Origin of the sequence: Pseudomonas sp. S3(2024), assembly GCF_036861315.1 — a bacterium.
GTDB lineage: Bacteria > Pseudomonadota > Gammaproteobacteria > Pseudomonadales > Pseudomonadaceae > Aquipseudomonas > Aquipseudomonas putida_A.
In genome coordinates this window covers 167,671-182,574 of sequence record NZ_JAZAQQ010000002.1, presented here as the reverse complement: position 1 = coordinate 182,574, position 14,904 = coordinate 167,671, and the positions used below count along the sequence as shown (strand labels likewise).

The 14,904-nt window shown below is 52.2% G+C and carries 13 protein-coding genes and 1 tRNA gene; 3 read left to right on the top strand and 11 right to left on the bottom strand.

Features of this window, described 5'->3' with window-relative positions:
• Positions 1 to 97: 97 nt before the first annotated feature.
• The 5 genes from secF to queA all read right to left on the bottom strand — a co-directional run bounded on the left by secF (position 98) and on the right by queA (position 5,531).
• On the bottom strand, positions 98 to 1,012 hold the full coding sequence (gene secF, locus VLA07_RS05570; protein ID WP_047599292.1) for a protein translocase subunit SecF: 915 nt from the start codon (positions 1,010 to 1,012) through the stop codon (positions 98 to 100).
• A gap of 9 nt (positions 1,013 to 1,021) precedes the next feature.
• Positions 1,022 to 2,890, bottom strand: a complete 1,869-nt coding sequence (secD, locus tag VLA07_RS05565; protein ID WP_103367340.1) for a protein translocase subunit SecD — start codon at positions 2,888 to 2,890, stop codon at positions 1,022 to 1,024.
• 64 nt (positions 2,891 to 2,954) lie between these two features.
• Positions 2,955 to 3,293 (bottom strand): preprotein translocase subunit YajC, encoded by a 339-nt coding sequence (yajC, locus tag VLA07_RS05560; protein WP_003227923.1) that lies wholly within the window; start codon positions 3,291 to 3,293, stop codon positions 2,955 to 2,957.
• A gap of 43 nt (positions 3,294 to 3,336) precedes the next feature.
• Positions 3,337 to 4,452, bottom strand: a complete 1,116-nt coding sequence (gene tgt / locus VLA07_RS05555; protein ID WP_161794909.1) for a tRNA guanosine(34) transglycosylase Tgt — start codon at positions 4,450 to 4,452, stop codon at positions 3,337 to 3,339.
• A gap of 14 nt (positions 4,453 to 4,466) precedes the next feature.
• Complete coding sequence (gene queA, locus VLA07_RS05550) at positions 4,467 to 5,531, bottom strand: tRNA preQ1(34) S-adenosylmethionine ribosyltransferase-isomerase QueA (RefSeq protein ID WP_333988574.1); 1,065 nt, start codon at positions 5,529 to 5,531, stop codon at positions 4,467 to 4,469.
• Between the two features lie 108 nt (positions 5,532 to 5,639).
• On the opposite strand from queA, the gene VLA07_RS05545 reads away from it, so the two are divergent.
• Positions 5,640 to 5,724, top strand: a tRNA-Leu gene (locus tag VLA07_RS05545).
• Positions 5,725 to 5,834: 110 nt separating this feature from the next.
• Here VLA07_RS05545 and VLA07_RS05540 read toward each other — a convergent pair.
• The 3 genes from VLA07_RS05540 to VLA07_RS05530 all read right to left on the bottom strand — a co-directional run bounded on the left by VLA07_RS05540 (position 5,835) and on the right by VLA07_RS05530 (position 8,158).
• A complete protein-coding gene (locus VLA07_RS05540) occupies positions 5,835 to 6,128 on the bottom strand; it encodes a hypothetical protein (protein WP_333988573.1) in 294 nt (97 codons plus the stop codon).
• Positions 6,129 to 6,864: 736 nt separating this feature from the next.
• Positions 6,865 to 7,578, bottom strand: a complete 714-nt coding sequence (locus VLA07_RS05535; protein WP_333988572.1) for a peptidoglycan recognition protein family protein — start codon at positions 7,576 to 7,578, stop codon at positions 6,865 to 6,867.
• Positions 7,579 to 7,624: 46 nt separating this feature from the next.
• Positions 7,625 to 8,158 carry a PAAR domain-containing protein gene (locus tag VLA07_RS05530; protein WP_333988571.1) on the bottom strand — a complete coding sequence of 178 codons (534 nt, stop codon included), beginning with the start codon at positions 8,156 to 8,158 and terminating at the stop codon, positions 7,625 to 7,627.
• 396 nt (positions 8,159 to 8,554) lie between these two features.
• Between VLA07_RS05530 and VLA07_RS05525 the strand changes: the two genes are divergently transcribed.
• Positions 8,555 to 10,282, top strand: a complete 1,728-nt coding sequence (locus tag VLA07_RS05525; RefSeq protein ID WP_333988570.1) for a hypothetical protein — start codon at positions 8,555 to 8,557, stop codon at positions 10,280 to 10,282.
• 1,212 nt (positions 10,283 to 11,494) lie between these two features.
• Here the strand turns inward: VLA07_RS05525 and VLA07_RS05520 are convergent.
• The 3 genes from VLA07_RS05520 to VLA07_RS05510 all read right to left on the bottom strand — a co-directional run bounded on the left by VLA07_RS05520 (position 11,495) and on the right by VLA07_RS05510 (position 14,294).
• The gene (locus tag VLA07_RS05520) at positions 11,495 to 13,234 is read right to left on the bottom strand and encodes a hypothetical protein (RefSeq protein ID WP_333988569.1); all 1,740 of its coding nucleotides are present in this window, start codon (positions 13,232 to 13,234) and stop codon (positions 11,495 to 11,497) included.
• Positions 13,235 to 13,609: 375 nt separating this feature from the next.
• Complete coding sequence (locus VLA07_RS05515; protein ID WP_247842114.1) at positions 13,610 to 13,966, bottom strand: DUF7079 family protein; 357 nt, start codon at positions 13,964 to 13,966, stop codon at positions 13,610 to 13,612.
• Between the two features lie 67 nt (positions 13,967 to 14,033).
• Entirely contained in the window at positions 14,034 to 14,294 is a 261-nt protein-coding gene (locus tag VLA07_RS05510; protein WP_027612145.1) for a DUF6429 family protein, read from the bottom strand.
• Between the two features lie 264 nt (positions 14,295 to 14,558).
• Here VLA07_RS05510 and VLA07_RS05505 point away from each other — a divergent pair, with 264 nt between their 5' ends.
• A complete protein-coding gene (locus VLA07_RS05505) occupies positions 14,559 to 14,888 on the top strand; it encodes a hypothetical protein (protein WP_103369541.1) in 330 nt (109 codons plus the stop codon).
• The last annotated feature ends 16 nt before the right edge of the window (positions 14,889 to 14,904 follow it).

The following is a 14,904-nucleotide window of genomic DNA, read 5'->3' as shown; positions in this document are numbered from 1 at the left end:
GGGACACGCCCGCGCTTCTCCCAGCCTTGGAGCATAAAAAAAGGCGCGAGTTCAACTCGCGCCTTTTTCGGGCTGACAACCGGTGAAGCGATGGCCGTTATGGACGGTCGTCGACTTCCTTCTCGGTGTTGGCCGGAGGAATCAGATCCTCGGTGCTCAGGTTCAGCCAGATCAGTACCACGTTAGCGATGTAGATCGACGAGTAGGTACCCGCCAGCACACCGATGAACAGGGCGATGGAGAAGCCGAACAGGTTGTCGCCACCGAAGAACAGCAGCGCAGCGATCGCCAGCAAAGTGGAGATCGACGTCGCCATGGTCCGCAGCAAGGTCTGGGTGGTCGAGATGTTGATGTTCTCGATCAGCGAAGCCTTGCGTAGCACACGGAAGTTCTCACGAACCCGGTCGAACACGACGATGGTGTCGTTCAGCGAGTAACCGATGATCGCCAGTACTGCCGCCAGCACCGTCAGGTCGAAGGTGATCTGGAAGAACGACAGGATACCGACAGTCACGATCACGTCGTGAATCAGCGAAACGATGGCGCCGACCGCGAATTTCCACTGAAAGCGGAAAGCCAGGTAGATCAGGATGCCGCCGAGCGCCAGGAGCATGCCGAGGCCGCCCTGGTCGCGCAGTTCTTCACCGACCTGCGGGCCGACGAACTCGACACGCTTGACCGTCGCCGGGTTGTCGCCGCCGACTTTCTGCAGCGCGTCTGCTACCTGATGGCCCAGCTGCGGATCTTCACCCGGCATGCGCACCAGCAGGTCAGTGGTCGCACCGAAGTTCTGCACGATGGCTTCGTGGTAACCGGACGTCACCAGTTGCTCGCGCACTTTGGTGACGTCAGCCGGACGCTCGTAGGTCAGCTCGATGAGCGTACCGCCGGTGAAGTCCAGACCCCAGTTCATGCCCTTGTGGAAAACGCTGAACAAGGCCAGAACGGTGAGAAACACAGTGACGCCGAACGCAAAGTTGCGAACGCCCATGAAGTTGATTGTACGTAACATGGCAGCCCCTTAAATCCACAACTTCTTGAAGTCACGTCCGCCGAAGATCAGGTTGACCATTGCGCGGGTCACCATGATGGCCGTGAACATCGAGGTAAAGATCCCGAGGGACATGGTCACTGCGAAGCCCTTCACCGGGCCGGTGCCCATGGCAAAGAGGATGCCGCCGACCAGCAGAGTGGTCAGGTTGGCGTCGAGAATCGCGGTGAATGCCCGGCCGAAGCCTTCGTTGATTGCACGTTGCACGGTCATGCCGGCGGCGATCTCTTCACGGATCCGCGAGAAGATCAGCACGTTGGCGTCGACCGCCATACCCATGGTCAGGACGATACCGGCGATACCCGGCAGGGTCAGCGTTGCACCCAGCAGCGACATCAGCGCCAGCAGCAGCACCATGTTCACCGCCAGCGCGACCGTGGCGATCACGCCGAAGAAGCGGTAGATGGCGATAATGAACAGCGAGACGAACAGCATGCCCCACAGCGACGCATCGATACCTTTGGTGATGTTGTCAGCACCCAGGCTCGGACCGATTGTGCGCTCTTCAGCGAAGTACATCGGAGCGGCCAGACCACCGGCACGCAGCAGCAGCGCCAGCTCGGACGATTCGCCCTGGCCGTTCAGGCCGGTGATGCGGAACTGCGCACCCAGCGGCGACTGAATGGTCGCCAGACTGATGATCTTCTTCTCTTCCTTGAAGGTCTGAACCGGCACGTCTTTCTCGACGCCGTCGACAACCTGCTTGGTGTAAGTGGTCACCGGACGTTGTTCGATGAAGATCACCGCCATGCTGCGACCGACGTTCGAACGGGTCGCGCGGCTCATCAGCTCGCCACCGTGACCGTCCAGACGGATGTTCACTTCTGGTGTGCCGTGCTCGCCGAAACCAGCCTTGGCGTCGGTTACCTGGTCACCGGTGATGATCAGGCCACGCTCGATCTGCGCAGGAGGACGCTTGCCTTCACGGAACTCGAAGGTTTCGGAAGTGGCTTTCGAAGCACCCGGCTCTGCAGCCAGACGGAACTCAAGGTTGGCCGTCTTGCCGAGAATACGCTTGGCTTCGGCAGTGTCCTGCACGCCCGGCAGCTCAACCACGATGCGGTTGGCGCCCTGACGCTGAACGATCGGTTCGGCAACACCCAGCTCGTTGACGCGGTTACGTACCGTGGTCAAGTTCTGCTTGATGGAGTATTCACGGATTTCCGCCAGCTTGGCCGGGGTCATCGCCAGACGCAGCACCGGTTGACCGTTGAGGTCGGCCGGAACAATGTCGAAATCGTTGAAGTTCTTGCGGATCAGCGCACGGGCCTGTTCGCGGGAGTCAGCATCGCTGAAGCCCAACTGAATGGCGCCGCCCAGTTGTGGCAGGCTGCGATAGCGCAGCTTCTCTTTGCGCAGCAGGCTCTTGACGTCGCCTTCGTAGACTTTCAGGCGGGCGTCGAGGGCTTTGTCCATGTCCACTTCCAGCAGGAAGTGCACACCACCGGACAAGTCCAGACCCAGCTTCATCGGGTGCGCGCCGAGGTTGCGCAGCCATTGCGGGGTGGTTTGTGCCAGGTTCAGTGCGACGACGTAGTCATCACCCAATGCCTTGCGCACAACGTCTTTGGCCGGCAGCTGGTCTTCAGCCTTGGCCAGACGGATCAGACCGCCCTTGCCGTTGGCGGCCAGCGAAGCTGCCTTGACGTTGATCCCGGACTCACGCAGCGCGGTGCTGACGCGATCCAGATCGGCCTGATTGACCTGCAGTGCCGTGCTGGCGCCGCTGATCTGAATGGCCGGGTCATCGGGGTATAGATTGGGAGCGGAATAAATCAGACCGACCGCCAGCACCGCCAGGATCAGAATGTATTTCCACAGAGGATATTTGTTCAGCATCACGCCGCCCGTTATGAACGCGGGGCGCCTTGCGCGCCCCGTCGATTGAGTAGAAGTTGGAACCTTAGATCGCTTTCAGCGTGCCTTTTGGCAGCGTGGCGGCGATGGCGCCCTTCTGGAACTTCATTTCCACGGTGTCGGAAACTTCCAGAACCACGAAGTCATCGGCCACTTTGGTGATCTTGCCGGCGATGCCGCCGGTGGTGACCACTTCGTCACCCTTCGCAAGGCTGCTCAGCAGGTTCTTCTGCTCTTTGGCGCGCTTGGCCTGTGGACGCCAGATCATCAGGTAGAAGATGACCAGGAAGCCGACCAGGAAAATCCACTCGAAGCCGCCGCCCATTGGGCCTGCAGCAGCCGGTGCAGCTGCGTCAGCCATGGCGTTAGAGATAAAAAAGCTCATTTAGCACTCCAGTTGCAAATGTTGAATCTTGGGGTCAGAAAACTCAGTCCAAAGGCGGAACGGGGAGCCCGCGTTTGGCGTAGAAGGCATCGACAAAGGCGGCCAATGTACCCTGTTGAATAGCCTCGCGCAAACCAGCCATCAGCACCTGATAATGGCGCAAGTTATGGATGGTATTGAGCATGCTGCCGAGCATTTCGCCGCACTTGTCCAGGTGATGCAGATAAGCGCGGGAGAAGTTCTGGCAGGTATAGCAATCGCAGGTCGGATCCAGCGGCGAATCATCATGGCGATGGAACGCGTTACGGATCTTCAGCACGCCTGTGTCAATGAACAGATGCCCATTGCGGGCATTACGGGTTGGCATCACGCAATCGAACATGTCCACACCGCGGCGCACACCCTCAACCAGATCTTCCGGTTTGCCAACGCCCATAAGGTAACGAGGTTTGTCAGCCGGCATCATGCCCGGCAGATAATCCAGCACCTTGATCATCTCGTGCTTCGGCTCGCCCACCGACAGACCGCCGATGGCCAGGCCGTCAAAGCCGATCTTGTCGAGGCCTTCCAGCGAGCGCATGCGCAGATCCTGGTGCATGCCGCCCTGAACGATACCGAACAGCGCCGCGGTGTTGTCGCCATGGGCGTTTTTCGAGCGCTGGGCCCAACGCAGCGACAGCTCCATGGATACGCGGGCGACGTCTTCGTCAGCCGGATACGGCGTGCACTCGTCGAAAATCATCACGATGTCCGAACCGAGATCGCGCTGTACCTGCATCGACTCTTCCGGGCCCATGAACACTTTCGAGCCGTCGACCGGGGAAGCGAAGGTCACGCCCTCCTCCTTGATCTTGCGCATCGCGCCCAGGCTGAACACCTGGAAACCGCCGGAGTCGGTGAGGATCGGGCCTTTCCACTGCATGAAGTCGTGCAGGTCGCCGTGCTCCTTGATCACCTCGGTGCCCGGACGCAGCCACAGGTGGAAGGTGTTGCCCAGAATGATTTCCGCGCCAGTGGCGACGATGTCACGCGGCAACATGCCCTTGACCGTGCCGTAGGTGCCCACCGGCATGAACGCCGGGGTCTCGACGGTGCCACGCGGGAAGGTCAGCCGACCACGACGAGCCTTGCCATCGGTGGCAAGCAGTTCAAAGGACATGCGACATTCGCGACTCATTCTGTTTCCTCTGGGCCTGTGTGTTCAGGGGCAGTCGGGGCGGGATTACGGGTGATGAACATCGCATCACCGTAGCTGAAAAAGCGGTAGCCGTTGTCGACGGCGGCTTTATAAGCGGCCATGGTTTCGGGATAACCGGCGAACGCCGAAACCAGCATCAACAGCGTGGATTCGGGCAAATGGAAGTTGGTGACCAGGGCGTCGACCACATGGAACGGCCGGCCCGGGTAGATAAAGATGTCGGTGTCGCCACTGAACGGCTTGAGCACGCCATCGCGCGCGGCACTTTCCAGCGAACGCACGCTGGTGGTGCCCACGGCAATCACCCGCCCGCCACGCTCACGGCACGCGGCAACGGCGTCGACCACGTCCTGGCCGACTTCCAGCCACTCACTGTGCATGTGGTGATCTTCGATCTTGTCGACGCGCACCGGCTGGAACGTCCCCGCACCGACGTGCAGCGTGACGAACGCGGTCTCGACGCCCTTGGCGGCAATCGCCTCCATCAGCGGCTGATCGAAATGCAGCCCCGCCGTCGGCGCCGCCACCGCCCCCAGGCGCTGGGCGTACACGGTCTGATAGCGCTCGCGATCCGAGCCTTCATCCGGGCGGTCTATATAAGGAGGCAACGGCATGTGCCCGACGCGATCGAGCAGCGGCAGCACTTCTTCAGCAAAGCCCAGCTCGAACAGCGCATCGTGACGCGCGAGCATCTCGGCTTCGCCTCCGCCGTCGATGAGGATCTTCGAACCCGGCTTCGGCGACTTGCTGGAACGCACATGGGCCAGCACGCGATGCGTATCGAGCACGCGTTCGATGAGAATTTCCAGCTTGCCGCCCGAAGCTTTCTGCCCAAACAGCCGCGCCGGAATCACCCGGGTATTGTTGAATACCATCAAATCGCCCGGGCGCAAATGCTCAAGCAAATCAGTGAATTGACGGTGTGCAAGGTCGCCGCTCGGCCCATCAAGGGTCAGCAGGCGACTACCGCGACGCTCGGCCAAAGGGTGGCGGGCGATCAGCGAATCAGGAAGCTCGAAGGTAAAGTCAGCAACGCGCATGATGGGGTTCGTCTAGCAGGGCCGGAAAGTCTAGCGGAATTATCAAAAATTGACCATGAAACGTGATTGACCAACGGTAATCACCTCTCTATACTTCGCCGCCATTGAGCCCTGATGGCGGAATTGGTAGACGCGGCGGATTCAAAATCCGTTTTCGAAAGGAGTGGGAGTTCGAGTCTCCCTCGGGGCACCAAAATTAAGAAAGGTCTTGCTTGGCGAGGCCTTTTTTTTCGCCCATAAAAAAGTGGTCAGCGCCCGATGAGAAAAGGCCTCTACTGAGGCCTTTTCCTGTATCCCAATCAGCTATTTCTTCCTGCAAATTTCTACGTCATTTTGTGTTTTCAGATCGATGTCGATGCCGAGCCGATAACTGCAGTAATCAATGATCCACTTACGCTCCTGCTCCGTGAGTCGTTCGACTTGACGAATCTCACCGTCATTGGCGTGGATATTGTAAAACTTCATCTGAAACGTCGAATGCTTCTTGATGAACAGGATCGTATCGATGTCCCCATCCTCAAGCGCTTGGTAATACCCAACGTAAAGCACTGTCACCAGAACCAGAACCAGAACTATCAGGGCAATCAGTTTCTTCACTGCTGCGGCGCCGGAGGTGGGAGTAGTTTAGTTTGTGCTCTGAGATTCCGAAACTGGGTATTCCCGGTGCCCGCCAGATTGTTTGAACAAAAACACACTCTTCAGGGCGCCGATCAAATGCATGAAACCACTTTAGCCAAAAATGTATAAGCAGTCGTCAATATATTCCAATTCTTGCTGTGTGTATCGGGCGTTGCAATATTGTCGAATATCCTCCAGCACTCCCCTGATAGGAACTTGCTGCGATGGGTCTTCAATCAACTCAATTAAGAGCTGATAATCAGGGGCTACCCCTTTTAGGTACTTTACTACTAACTCTTTGACTGCTACTCGAGCTTGCTGGTCGGTTAGCATTGTTTATCCGGCAAAACAGCCGCCCCCCTTCGTCGCAATCGGTAATAGTAGTCAGATGTGTTTCAGAGACATCTCCGGTTTACATGGACGACTTACGATTACCTTTGCTTGCATCTTTCAAGCTCGCTTTGACTTTTCAATGTCGTATCTAAGCCAAGCCGATACTTGCAATAATTAATGACCAAGCTTCGCTCTGCCTCGCTTAGCTCACTCAAATTTTTATCATCTGATTCGTACGCGAAAATATTTTCAAACTCTATCTGAAATGTGGGGTTCTTTTTAATAAAGAATACTTTTTCCGGATAAGCGTCCTCCATCTTTTCGTAAAATCCTATATAAAGTATGGCGACAATCGTGGTTGATAATATGATTAGCAGCGATTTCATGATGAAGGCGGTCGCAAAAGTTTGGTTTTAATCCGAAGGTTTCTAACAAGCTCCATGCCAATATTACCAGGGCAAATTTTTCCTTCGCCGGCTTGCATGGGGAATTCACGGTGCCCACCTAACGTTGTCACCCTGAAAACGCTGGTCAGGGCTTGAATCAACGTCAGAAGGGTATCAATTTGTATGGCAGGAATTTTCTGGTCCATATTGCCGTTGATGCTTTCGAGGGCTTGGCGAGCAAAAGCGACCATATCGCCACCCTCTTCGGCGGTTGTCAGGTTTTCTAACAAAACGATACCAATCACACCAGTATTGTAGTTGTGTACGCTTGATCCCTTGAATCGTATATCACGTCCTTCAAAGACTTTACCCGTGCAATCGATGCCATAGTGATAGCCGATATCATCGAACTTAGCCTGATGCTCACTCTGAATCGCGCGCATTTGTCCCGCACCAGCACCGCAGCCTACACTTCGTCCTGCGTGGTGAAGGGCGATCATCGAGTAGTCCCAATCATCCACCATTTCACCTTTTGCTTTATGCGCTCCCCATGATGAGCGTTTTACGAATTCGCACTTGTTTTTGCTGAGCAGTCTGATGATCGCTTCTCTAGTGGCAGCTCTATCGTTGACAGTGATAATAGTGGGAGCAACTGGCACACCGGGTTTGGCTTCAGTCGCTTTTGCTTCAGTAGTAAATTGTTCAGCCATTCCGGGTCAGTCCGTTAGTTCGTTAGTTCGTTAGTTCGTTAGTTCGTTAGTTCGTTAGTTCGTTAAGCGTCCGAGCTGGAGAAGTGAAATCAATGCTTATGGAAATATTGGCATCTTTGACTGGAGTTTTGATCTTCGCCATTCCAGCGCTGTCGGTAACACCTGTAATCTTTTGACCATTGACCGTGGCAGTGAAATTTCTTCCGACTAGAGGTTGGCCAGTCTCGCTATCAACGATGCTGAAAGTATGTCCATAGGCTTTCTGCAGTAGAAGCGGGAGTGGAGGCGTGAACGGTGCAGGAGTATGGGAGTCGCCGATGATCACCGTACTCGAGCCACCAATAACTACGTCGCCGTGTGTGCCGACGGTTCCCACCAGAGCGGCATTCTTGCCATTGATGAACACCGTCGCAGACACTGCCGAGTCCAAAGCGCTGCCGCAGGTGCAAGTGTCTCCTTTCGTCGCAGCTGCGAGCCCGTCGAAAAACACATCGGGAGATCCGGACGCAATGGCTTTGGGCCCGTGCCCAGGCATAGGGCAACTGGTGGGGTCAGTTATGCGTGCAGCTGGCTTTGCCATGTATGACTTCCTGTCTACGATTTTTCCAAGGGCGACTGTATCAGAGTTGCATTGAACAGTAGCTCAAGGAATCGCTCTGGTTGGCATATCGGCAGCAGCTATAAATCGCCTCTGGTTGGACAGACATCATTGAGTGTCAGCTTTCGGCCAGAAGCGGACGTTCTGGAGCGACCGTTGTCGGCCATTAGCAGTGGTTCATTAGGGACAGTTATCGACGCATTGCTACCCGACGCGAGTAACACCGATTGGCTAGAAGATGTCCACACGCCATAGGTGGACGCGCTTAACAGTTTACTAGAGATGTTCGAAGAGCATTGTTAGGGCTAGCAAAAGGCCACCACCTTCGCTAAGGTTGCTTAATTTTATTCGAAGACGCAGCTTTTAGGATGGTGGGACATGGATAACCTAGTTACGGAATGGTCGCTAGATGGTGTTCTCGATGACATGAGGCGTATTGATCTAACAATGAAAGATCGACAGTTCGCATTCATTCTAGGAGCTGGTGCCTCCCGAACATCCGGAATTCCCACTGGACAAGAGCTAGCTAAAAGATGGCTTGAGGACATTCATTTGAGGGAGTGCCTCGTTGAACGCCCCTTACGCGAGTGGCTCAACGAGACCAAGATAATTGATGAAAAATTAACGATAGAAAACTCTGGTGAATTTTACCCCGAAATTTTTGAGCATCGATTTCGCTGCGACAAGGAAGCAGGGTATGCAGAATTAGAGGCCGCCATGGAAGGAAAACTTCCAAGTCTCGGCTATTCTCTATTGGCTGAAATCATACAAAACACTAGGCACAAAGTTGTTGTAACTACAAATTTTGACAATTTGGTCGCCGATGCACTTGCGATGCACGCGCACCAATCACCATTAGTCGTAGCGCATGAGTCTCTCGCCGGTTTTGTACGTCCACAAATGCGCCGTCCATTGGTAGCTAAGATTCATAGAGATTTATATCTAAATCCTATAAATGATCCGGCTGGCGTTTCAAAAATGGAGAAAGGTTGGAAGCTCGCTTTAAAGAGGCTATTTCAATATTTCACACCCGTTGTAGTTGGTTATGGGGGTAACGACGGCAGCTTAATGGATATGCTCATGGATCTGGAACCAGGAGATATTTCTGGGCGTATGGTATGGTGTTACCGAGAAGGCTCCCCGCCACCTGAGAAGGCTCTAAATGTCCTTAAAAAGCATAATGGCTTACTCGTAAAGGTTCCTGGATTTGACCAATTTATGCTGCGATTGGCTGCGCAGTTGGTCACCGATTTCGATGTCGCTGCGATCGCTGAGCGAACTGCTGAGCTTGGGCAAGAGCGTGCACGTCGCTATCGCGAACAAGCAATTCAACTTCGTGATACCTCTATCCACGGATCACCTGCCGAGAGGAGAGGTGGAGAGGTATTAAGCCAATCTGTGCGTTCCGATCAGAGCTGGTGGGCGTGGGATATGAAAGCACGGGCTGAAACGGATATCGAATCTCGGCGCAGTGTTTATCTTGAGGGCCTTAGACACTTCCCCGAAAGTGCAGACCTAATCGGGAACTACGCATTCTTTTTATCAATCGACTGCGATGAGAATGAGCAGGCTGATATTGAGTATAAGAAGGCCATTGAAATAGACCCTCACAATGCAAGTCTTCTCAGTGATTACGCCAATCACTTAAGTTCAACTACAGAGAATTACGACCTCGCAGAGGAATACTACAAAGAATCTATTCGACTGGATCCTGAAAACCAAGTTCATGTCGGCACTTACGCCCGCTTTCTAGCAGATATCAGAGGCGATCTCGTCGAGGCCGAACAGCTATTTAAGCAGTTGATGAGTGAACATTCAGACAGCGGATGGCTTAGCTGCACCTATGCAAATTTTATTCGCGATCACTTAGATCAAAAAGAGAACCATGACCTACTAGGGTCTCTATATGCAAGAGCCCTAAAGTGCGAACCTGAGAATCACTGGATAATGGTTAATTATGCTATATATCTCGGAGAAATAAGTAATAGACGCGATGAGGCCGTTAAAATGTTCGAGAGGGCGATTAGCCTAGAGCCAGACGATGAAGGGTGGCCAAGAGAACGCTATCAAGAGTTCCTGCGCCTAGAGTCCGAAGCGGATCTGTGAAGATTTTAGTTTATATTTTATTGATAAGATTATGAACAGTCTTCCTAACTATGCTTATTAAGTAAAAAAGGGGGCTGATTTATTTTCCGAAAAATGAATTGAGAAATAAATCAGTCCCCTTTTTTTCTATCCCTTTTTTCTTGTTGAGTCTGGTCAGCCTGATCAAGTCCAAATGGCCGCGCTGAACAATGCGTACGATTCCAGCAGCTCCTAAAATAAGAATTATGCCGATGAACGTTCCGCAACATGGGAAGCCTTTCATTAGTATCACGTCGAGTATGTGAAGATGGTGATTCGGAAATTAAAAATTATCGGTGAGCAGCCCCCCCCTTTAATGATATGCAATTCGTAGAGTTCTAGGACTTACAGAGAAGATTGAGATCCTAAAAAAGCCTCTAGACTCACAATGGAAAAAAATGGAAGAAGTCGTCAATGAGTCTCTGGATTTAATTTCAAAGGATAGATAGGTCTATGAACAAGCTTGGGAAATATAATTTCATTTTTTGTGAATTAACTCCGATTTAATAGGTGCATTGAAATCCAATCCTTGTTCGAGCGACGAACCTCGGTTCAGATGTCCGTTTTTGGCCGACAGCTGCCTGTTGCAACTGTCGGCAAATCTGCTGATATAGCTGACGGATTAATGCTGATGCCCCGTGAATCGCACCTAGTGGGCAGACAGGGTGTAGGAGTATCTCCCCTCCTCATCTATTTCCCTTTCATACATCAGAAGCGTTACACCAGATGGACGCGTTACACGCCTCAAAATTGATGTGCAAATCATGTGTAACATCAATAAAAACTAATAAATACAGATACTGAGAATAAATTTTTACACCAGTTACATGCGTTACACCACATTTGGGGGAGGTATATCCCCCGCACCCCGTGAGCATCAATCCCACCAGCGAATGTCCAGGTGCATCTCCCTCCGTGTGCCTGGAGCCCCTGAGGCTTTCTTTTAGACACGGGGTCGGAAACCCGCGGAGCCTTGTTAGCGGGAGAACTCCCAACTTATTGAACAGGTGAACTCGGTGAACGGCCTGTTCACCTGTGCATTTGCCCTACGAATTGACCGTCAGAGATCACCGTTACCGTTCCGGTAACGATGCCCCTTTCTCTTCAAGATGCTTTCAATTTCAACGTTTGAATTTCAGTAAGATGGAGCACCTTCTGCTACCAAAGTCCCGCGGGTTCCCGACCCCGTGCTACTCATTTTTCTGTAGGGTCCCCAGCACCGTCTGGCCATAAAGCGATGTCGAGTTTAGATAAGGGATATAGCTGAATGTAAACAATATGAGGTTTTTTTCTGAAAAGACCTCCGTCGCGTGTCTTAATGAGCCTGAGACGTTCAGGTTCATAAGAAATGCCATCAACCAAGCATGCCTCAGCTACTTTAGGACTTTGCAAACGCAGACTGGAATAGTTCCGCTTCACCCAGCCACGTACAATCATTTTTAGAACTCGTTCGTGACCTTCGCAATATTTTGCTGGCAAGAACCCAACGACATTCAGGAAGTAACCAATGAGCGAAGCACCTTTATAGTTTGGAGCCGCATCCATGCTCCGCAGCTCGTCATAGAACAGCCGACGAATCTTATGCTTTATAACCTTTCCTGCAGGACCACTAAACTTATAGCCTGCCAACTCACCCCAAACGTAGTTATGCTGAATAGTCCAACACAATGATTCGGGAGCCTTTACTCTTGAAGCTGAAAAAATCACTGAATAAGCCAACCTCGCGACATCATCGTAAACAGTTTCAAATCGTCTGGAACTACTGATTCTAAGAGGCAAATACTCGGGTATATTTTTTTTATTTAAGAGCTGAACTGCGTCACAAATAAACTCAATGACCACCCGCAACTTCTCATGCTCAACCTGCCCCCTCAAATATTTTTCGACCTCATTGAGCCTATGCAGATCTGACACTGCCCCCGCGATGTGATTCAAGGCTATTGATAACGAAGAGGACCTCTTCCAAATATCTCTATTGATCAGATCACCAAAAACCATTAATACAACGCGACAGTAAGCTTGCCACTTAGGTGCATCCCACTTCCACTGCCCAGCCATGTCTGGAGTCAGCAAAGTTCCAATTCCCTCCACTAACCTAGAATCAGAGAACATGGCATGACTTAGTGGCTTATGGTAACCCAGCAAACCCGACTCAAATACATCAGTCTCATGATATAAAAATGAATCGCTATAATCCAAGGCCTCAGACACTAAGTTTTTTGAAAACGTTTCTATTTGTATGCCGTATTTTTGTTGCTTACCCGCTGCTTGAAAAAAAGCTAGCGCGGTTCCCGGGGATGACTGAACAATAGCCCTACAAAATTTCCTATTAGCAATTAACAGCAATAATATATTTGCATATGCCTCGACCTCTACTGGAGCATTCTTAGAACCTTTTGACGCAGAGTCCTCTTTCGAGCGGGTAGTCTTTTTAAAATCTGTCGCATGCGTAACCAAACTCTCAGCCGAATAAGAAAGCTCATCAGCAATTACAGATAATTCTGCCGTCGAACCTTTAAGAATGACCTCATAGAGTGCACTCGCAAAATGCTTCGCGTTATTTTTTGCATAAATCGGAGGCCTTATGAAAGCGTACCAAGCCCAGGTTAAAAAGGTAGCTATATAAATACCACCTAAAATGGCCTGCCACTCCGTTGGTGTTATTATCCCACCTTTCGGGACTAGCCAGCCTTCGGCACGCCAAAGATCAGTTAGTAGCGTCAATATGCCGATCATTGCTACTACAAAGAAAGTGACCTTACGAAGTGGCAAAGGAGCTGCCGCGATTCGAAAACGATAGAGAACGTCCGCGGTGGTCCATGCAAGCACCATCAGAGCAAGCCCAGCCAGAAACTCTGACACGCCGAAAATTTTCTGCCCACTTGGGTCCAATGCAACAAAACACCCAATCCGGTAACATATTTCTGTAGACAACGAATCCCCCTCCTGTCACTACTTCCTATGGCGATCTTGATGCCGTACACGTGAGTCAGCAATGTCTTGTTGCCAAATCTGCACTTTTTTGCTTCAAGAAGGATTTGCTAGCAGCAGTATTGATCATGTATCCCCCGTTGTATCCCTAACTGTATAATGCGCTCGCAAGGTACGAAAAACATGGATGACTCGAGTCTCCCTCGGGCACCAAAATTAAGAAAGGTCTTGCTTAGCAAGGCCTTTTTTTCGTCTGTCGGAAAGAGCCTCCTCTTCACTTAATGGCCACCTGCTCACCAGCGATGAGACCGGTTGCGCGATAAACTTGGCGAAGTATTTATCGCTAAAAGCGAAGAACTTCAGACGCTCGCCACAAGCTCAAAGCCTGCTGGCGATTTCTTGCCACATATGGTCGTAGTTGTATTTCAACCAACGAATCAGCAACTTGTCGAACAACCTGCGAAACCAATTACGCTGCCGCGCCGCAAGCCTTTCCTCTATCTCGCCCCTGAGCCAATCAGGGTCAAAACCTGTCCAGACAGTCGGCAAGACCGCTGCAATGTTCATAAAGCACACCGGCGCAACTTCTGAATAAAAAATCTCGTAGAGCACCGCTGGATCGACGCCTTTTAGCTGGCATGCGATGTAATCGTAATCAGTGGGAAAATGGTTGAACGGTTCGGACAGTGCAGCTCTAACGTTTGTCAGTTGTGGTTCATTCAGAAAATGCTCCAACGGGAAAACCCCTCCATTTGCGTTCCACTGGCGCGGCGCAGTTCAAACGACGAGCCGATACAGGAACTCAGATATCTGGATCAGGCGCACGCGGGGCTTGAACAACTCCCCCAAACAAACGCTCAGCTATCTGACGACCTCGTTCCTGGCCCTCCTCCGTCAACCAGATCGATTTGTTCCTGTTTACCGGATTACTGATGAGACCCTGTTCATGCAATCGGTTCATGACTTCAAAATCGAAGCCTTTCCATGCATTGCCGTCGTCGGAACTGAAAGCGGCCAACAGGGCAAGCACAGCCTCTTCAATCAACTTTTCGTCGTATTCCATGATCGTCGCTCCGCTCATGTGCCTGAACTATCGTTGAGTTTGTCTGGCAGCTCATACTCGCTGGCCATCCTGAGAAACTCGTTCTGTTGCTTAGGTCATTGAATGTCTCGGCGCTGTCCGTGCAACCTGTTTTGCCTAAGGACTGCGCCTGATGCGTCCGCTCAGTATAATCACGCCCGCCCGCACGCGGTCTGCCGTCCGTAGCGGCTTTCGTTGGTCGTTCCGACTTTCAAGACTCATGCTTAAGGACCTCCAAGGCCAACCATGGAAACGTCACTGGAAACCGTCGCCCTGTTCTCTCTCAAACTCGCTTACGAGGAGGAAGGCCTGAGTCCGATTCTGCGGGATGACATGGTCATGGGTGACTATCAGAAAGACGTGTTCGAACTGCTGGTGCGCCGGGGTGATGTCGAGACCATCCAGTTCAAGATGAACGAGTGTCTGGGCTTGGCGATGGATGCGTTGGGCGGTGTCGAGAAACCGTTGGGGCGGGAGCTGCACAAGCTGTCGGCCGATTTCCGTCAGGCGCAGTCGCTGGAGCAGCTTGATCAGCCGCTCCTCGCGCTCAAGGGTTATCTGAAAGACATCCTCTGATCCATCGCGCCGTCCG

Coding starts and splice junctions, on each gene's coding strand:
- secF (WP_047599292.1), bottom strand. CDS start 1,012: ATGTTACGTACAATCAACTTCATGGGCGTTCGCAACTTTGCGTTCGGC.
- secD (WP_103367340.1), bottom strand. CDS start 2,890: ATGCTGAACAAATATCCTCTGTGGAAATACATTCTGATCCTGGCGGTG.
- yajC (WP_003227923.1), bottom strand. CDS start 3,293: ATGAGCTTTTTTATCTCTAACGCCATGGCTGACGCAGCTGCACCGGCT.
- tgt (WP_161794909.1), bottom strand. CDS start 4,452: ATGTCCTTTGAACTGCTTGCCACCGATGGCAAGGCTCGTCGTGGTCGG.
- queA (WP_333988574.1), bottom strand. CDS start 5,531: ATGCGCGTTGCTGACTTTACCTTCGAGCTTCCTGATTCGCTGATCGCC.
- VLA07_RS05535 (WP_333988572.1), bottom strand. CDS start 7,578: ATGGCTGAACAATTTACTACTGAAGCAAAAGCGACTGAAGCCAAACCC.
- VLA07_RS05530 (WP_333988571.1), bottom strand. CDS start 8,158: ATGGCAAAGCCAGCTGCACGCATAACTGACCCCACCAGTTGCCCTATG.
- VLA07_RS05525 (WP_333988570.1), top strand. CDS start 8,555: ATGGATAACCTAGTTACGGAATGGTCGCTAGATGGTGTTCTCGATGAC.
- VLA07_RS05510 (WP_027612145.1), bottom strand. CDS start 14,294: ATGGAATACGACGAAAAGTTGATTGAAGAGGCTGTGCTTGCCCTGTTG.
- VLA07_RS05505 (WP_103369541.1), top strand. CDS start 14,559: ATGGAAACGTCACTGGAAACCGTCGCCCTGTTCTCTCTCAAACTCGCT.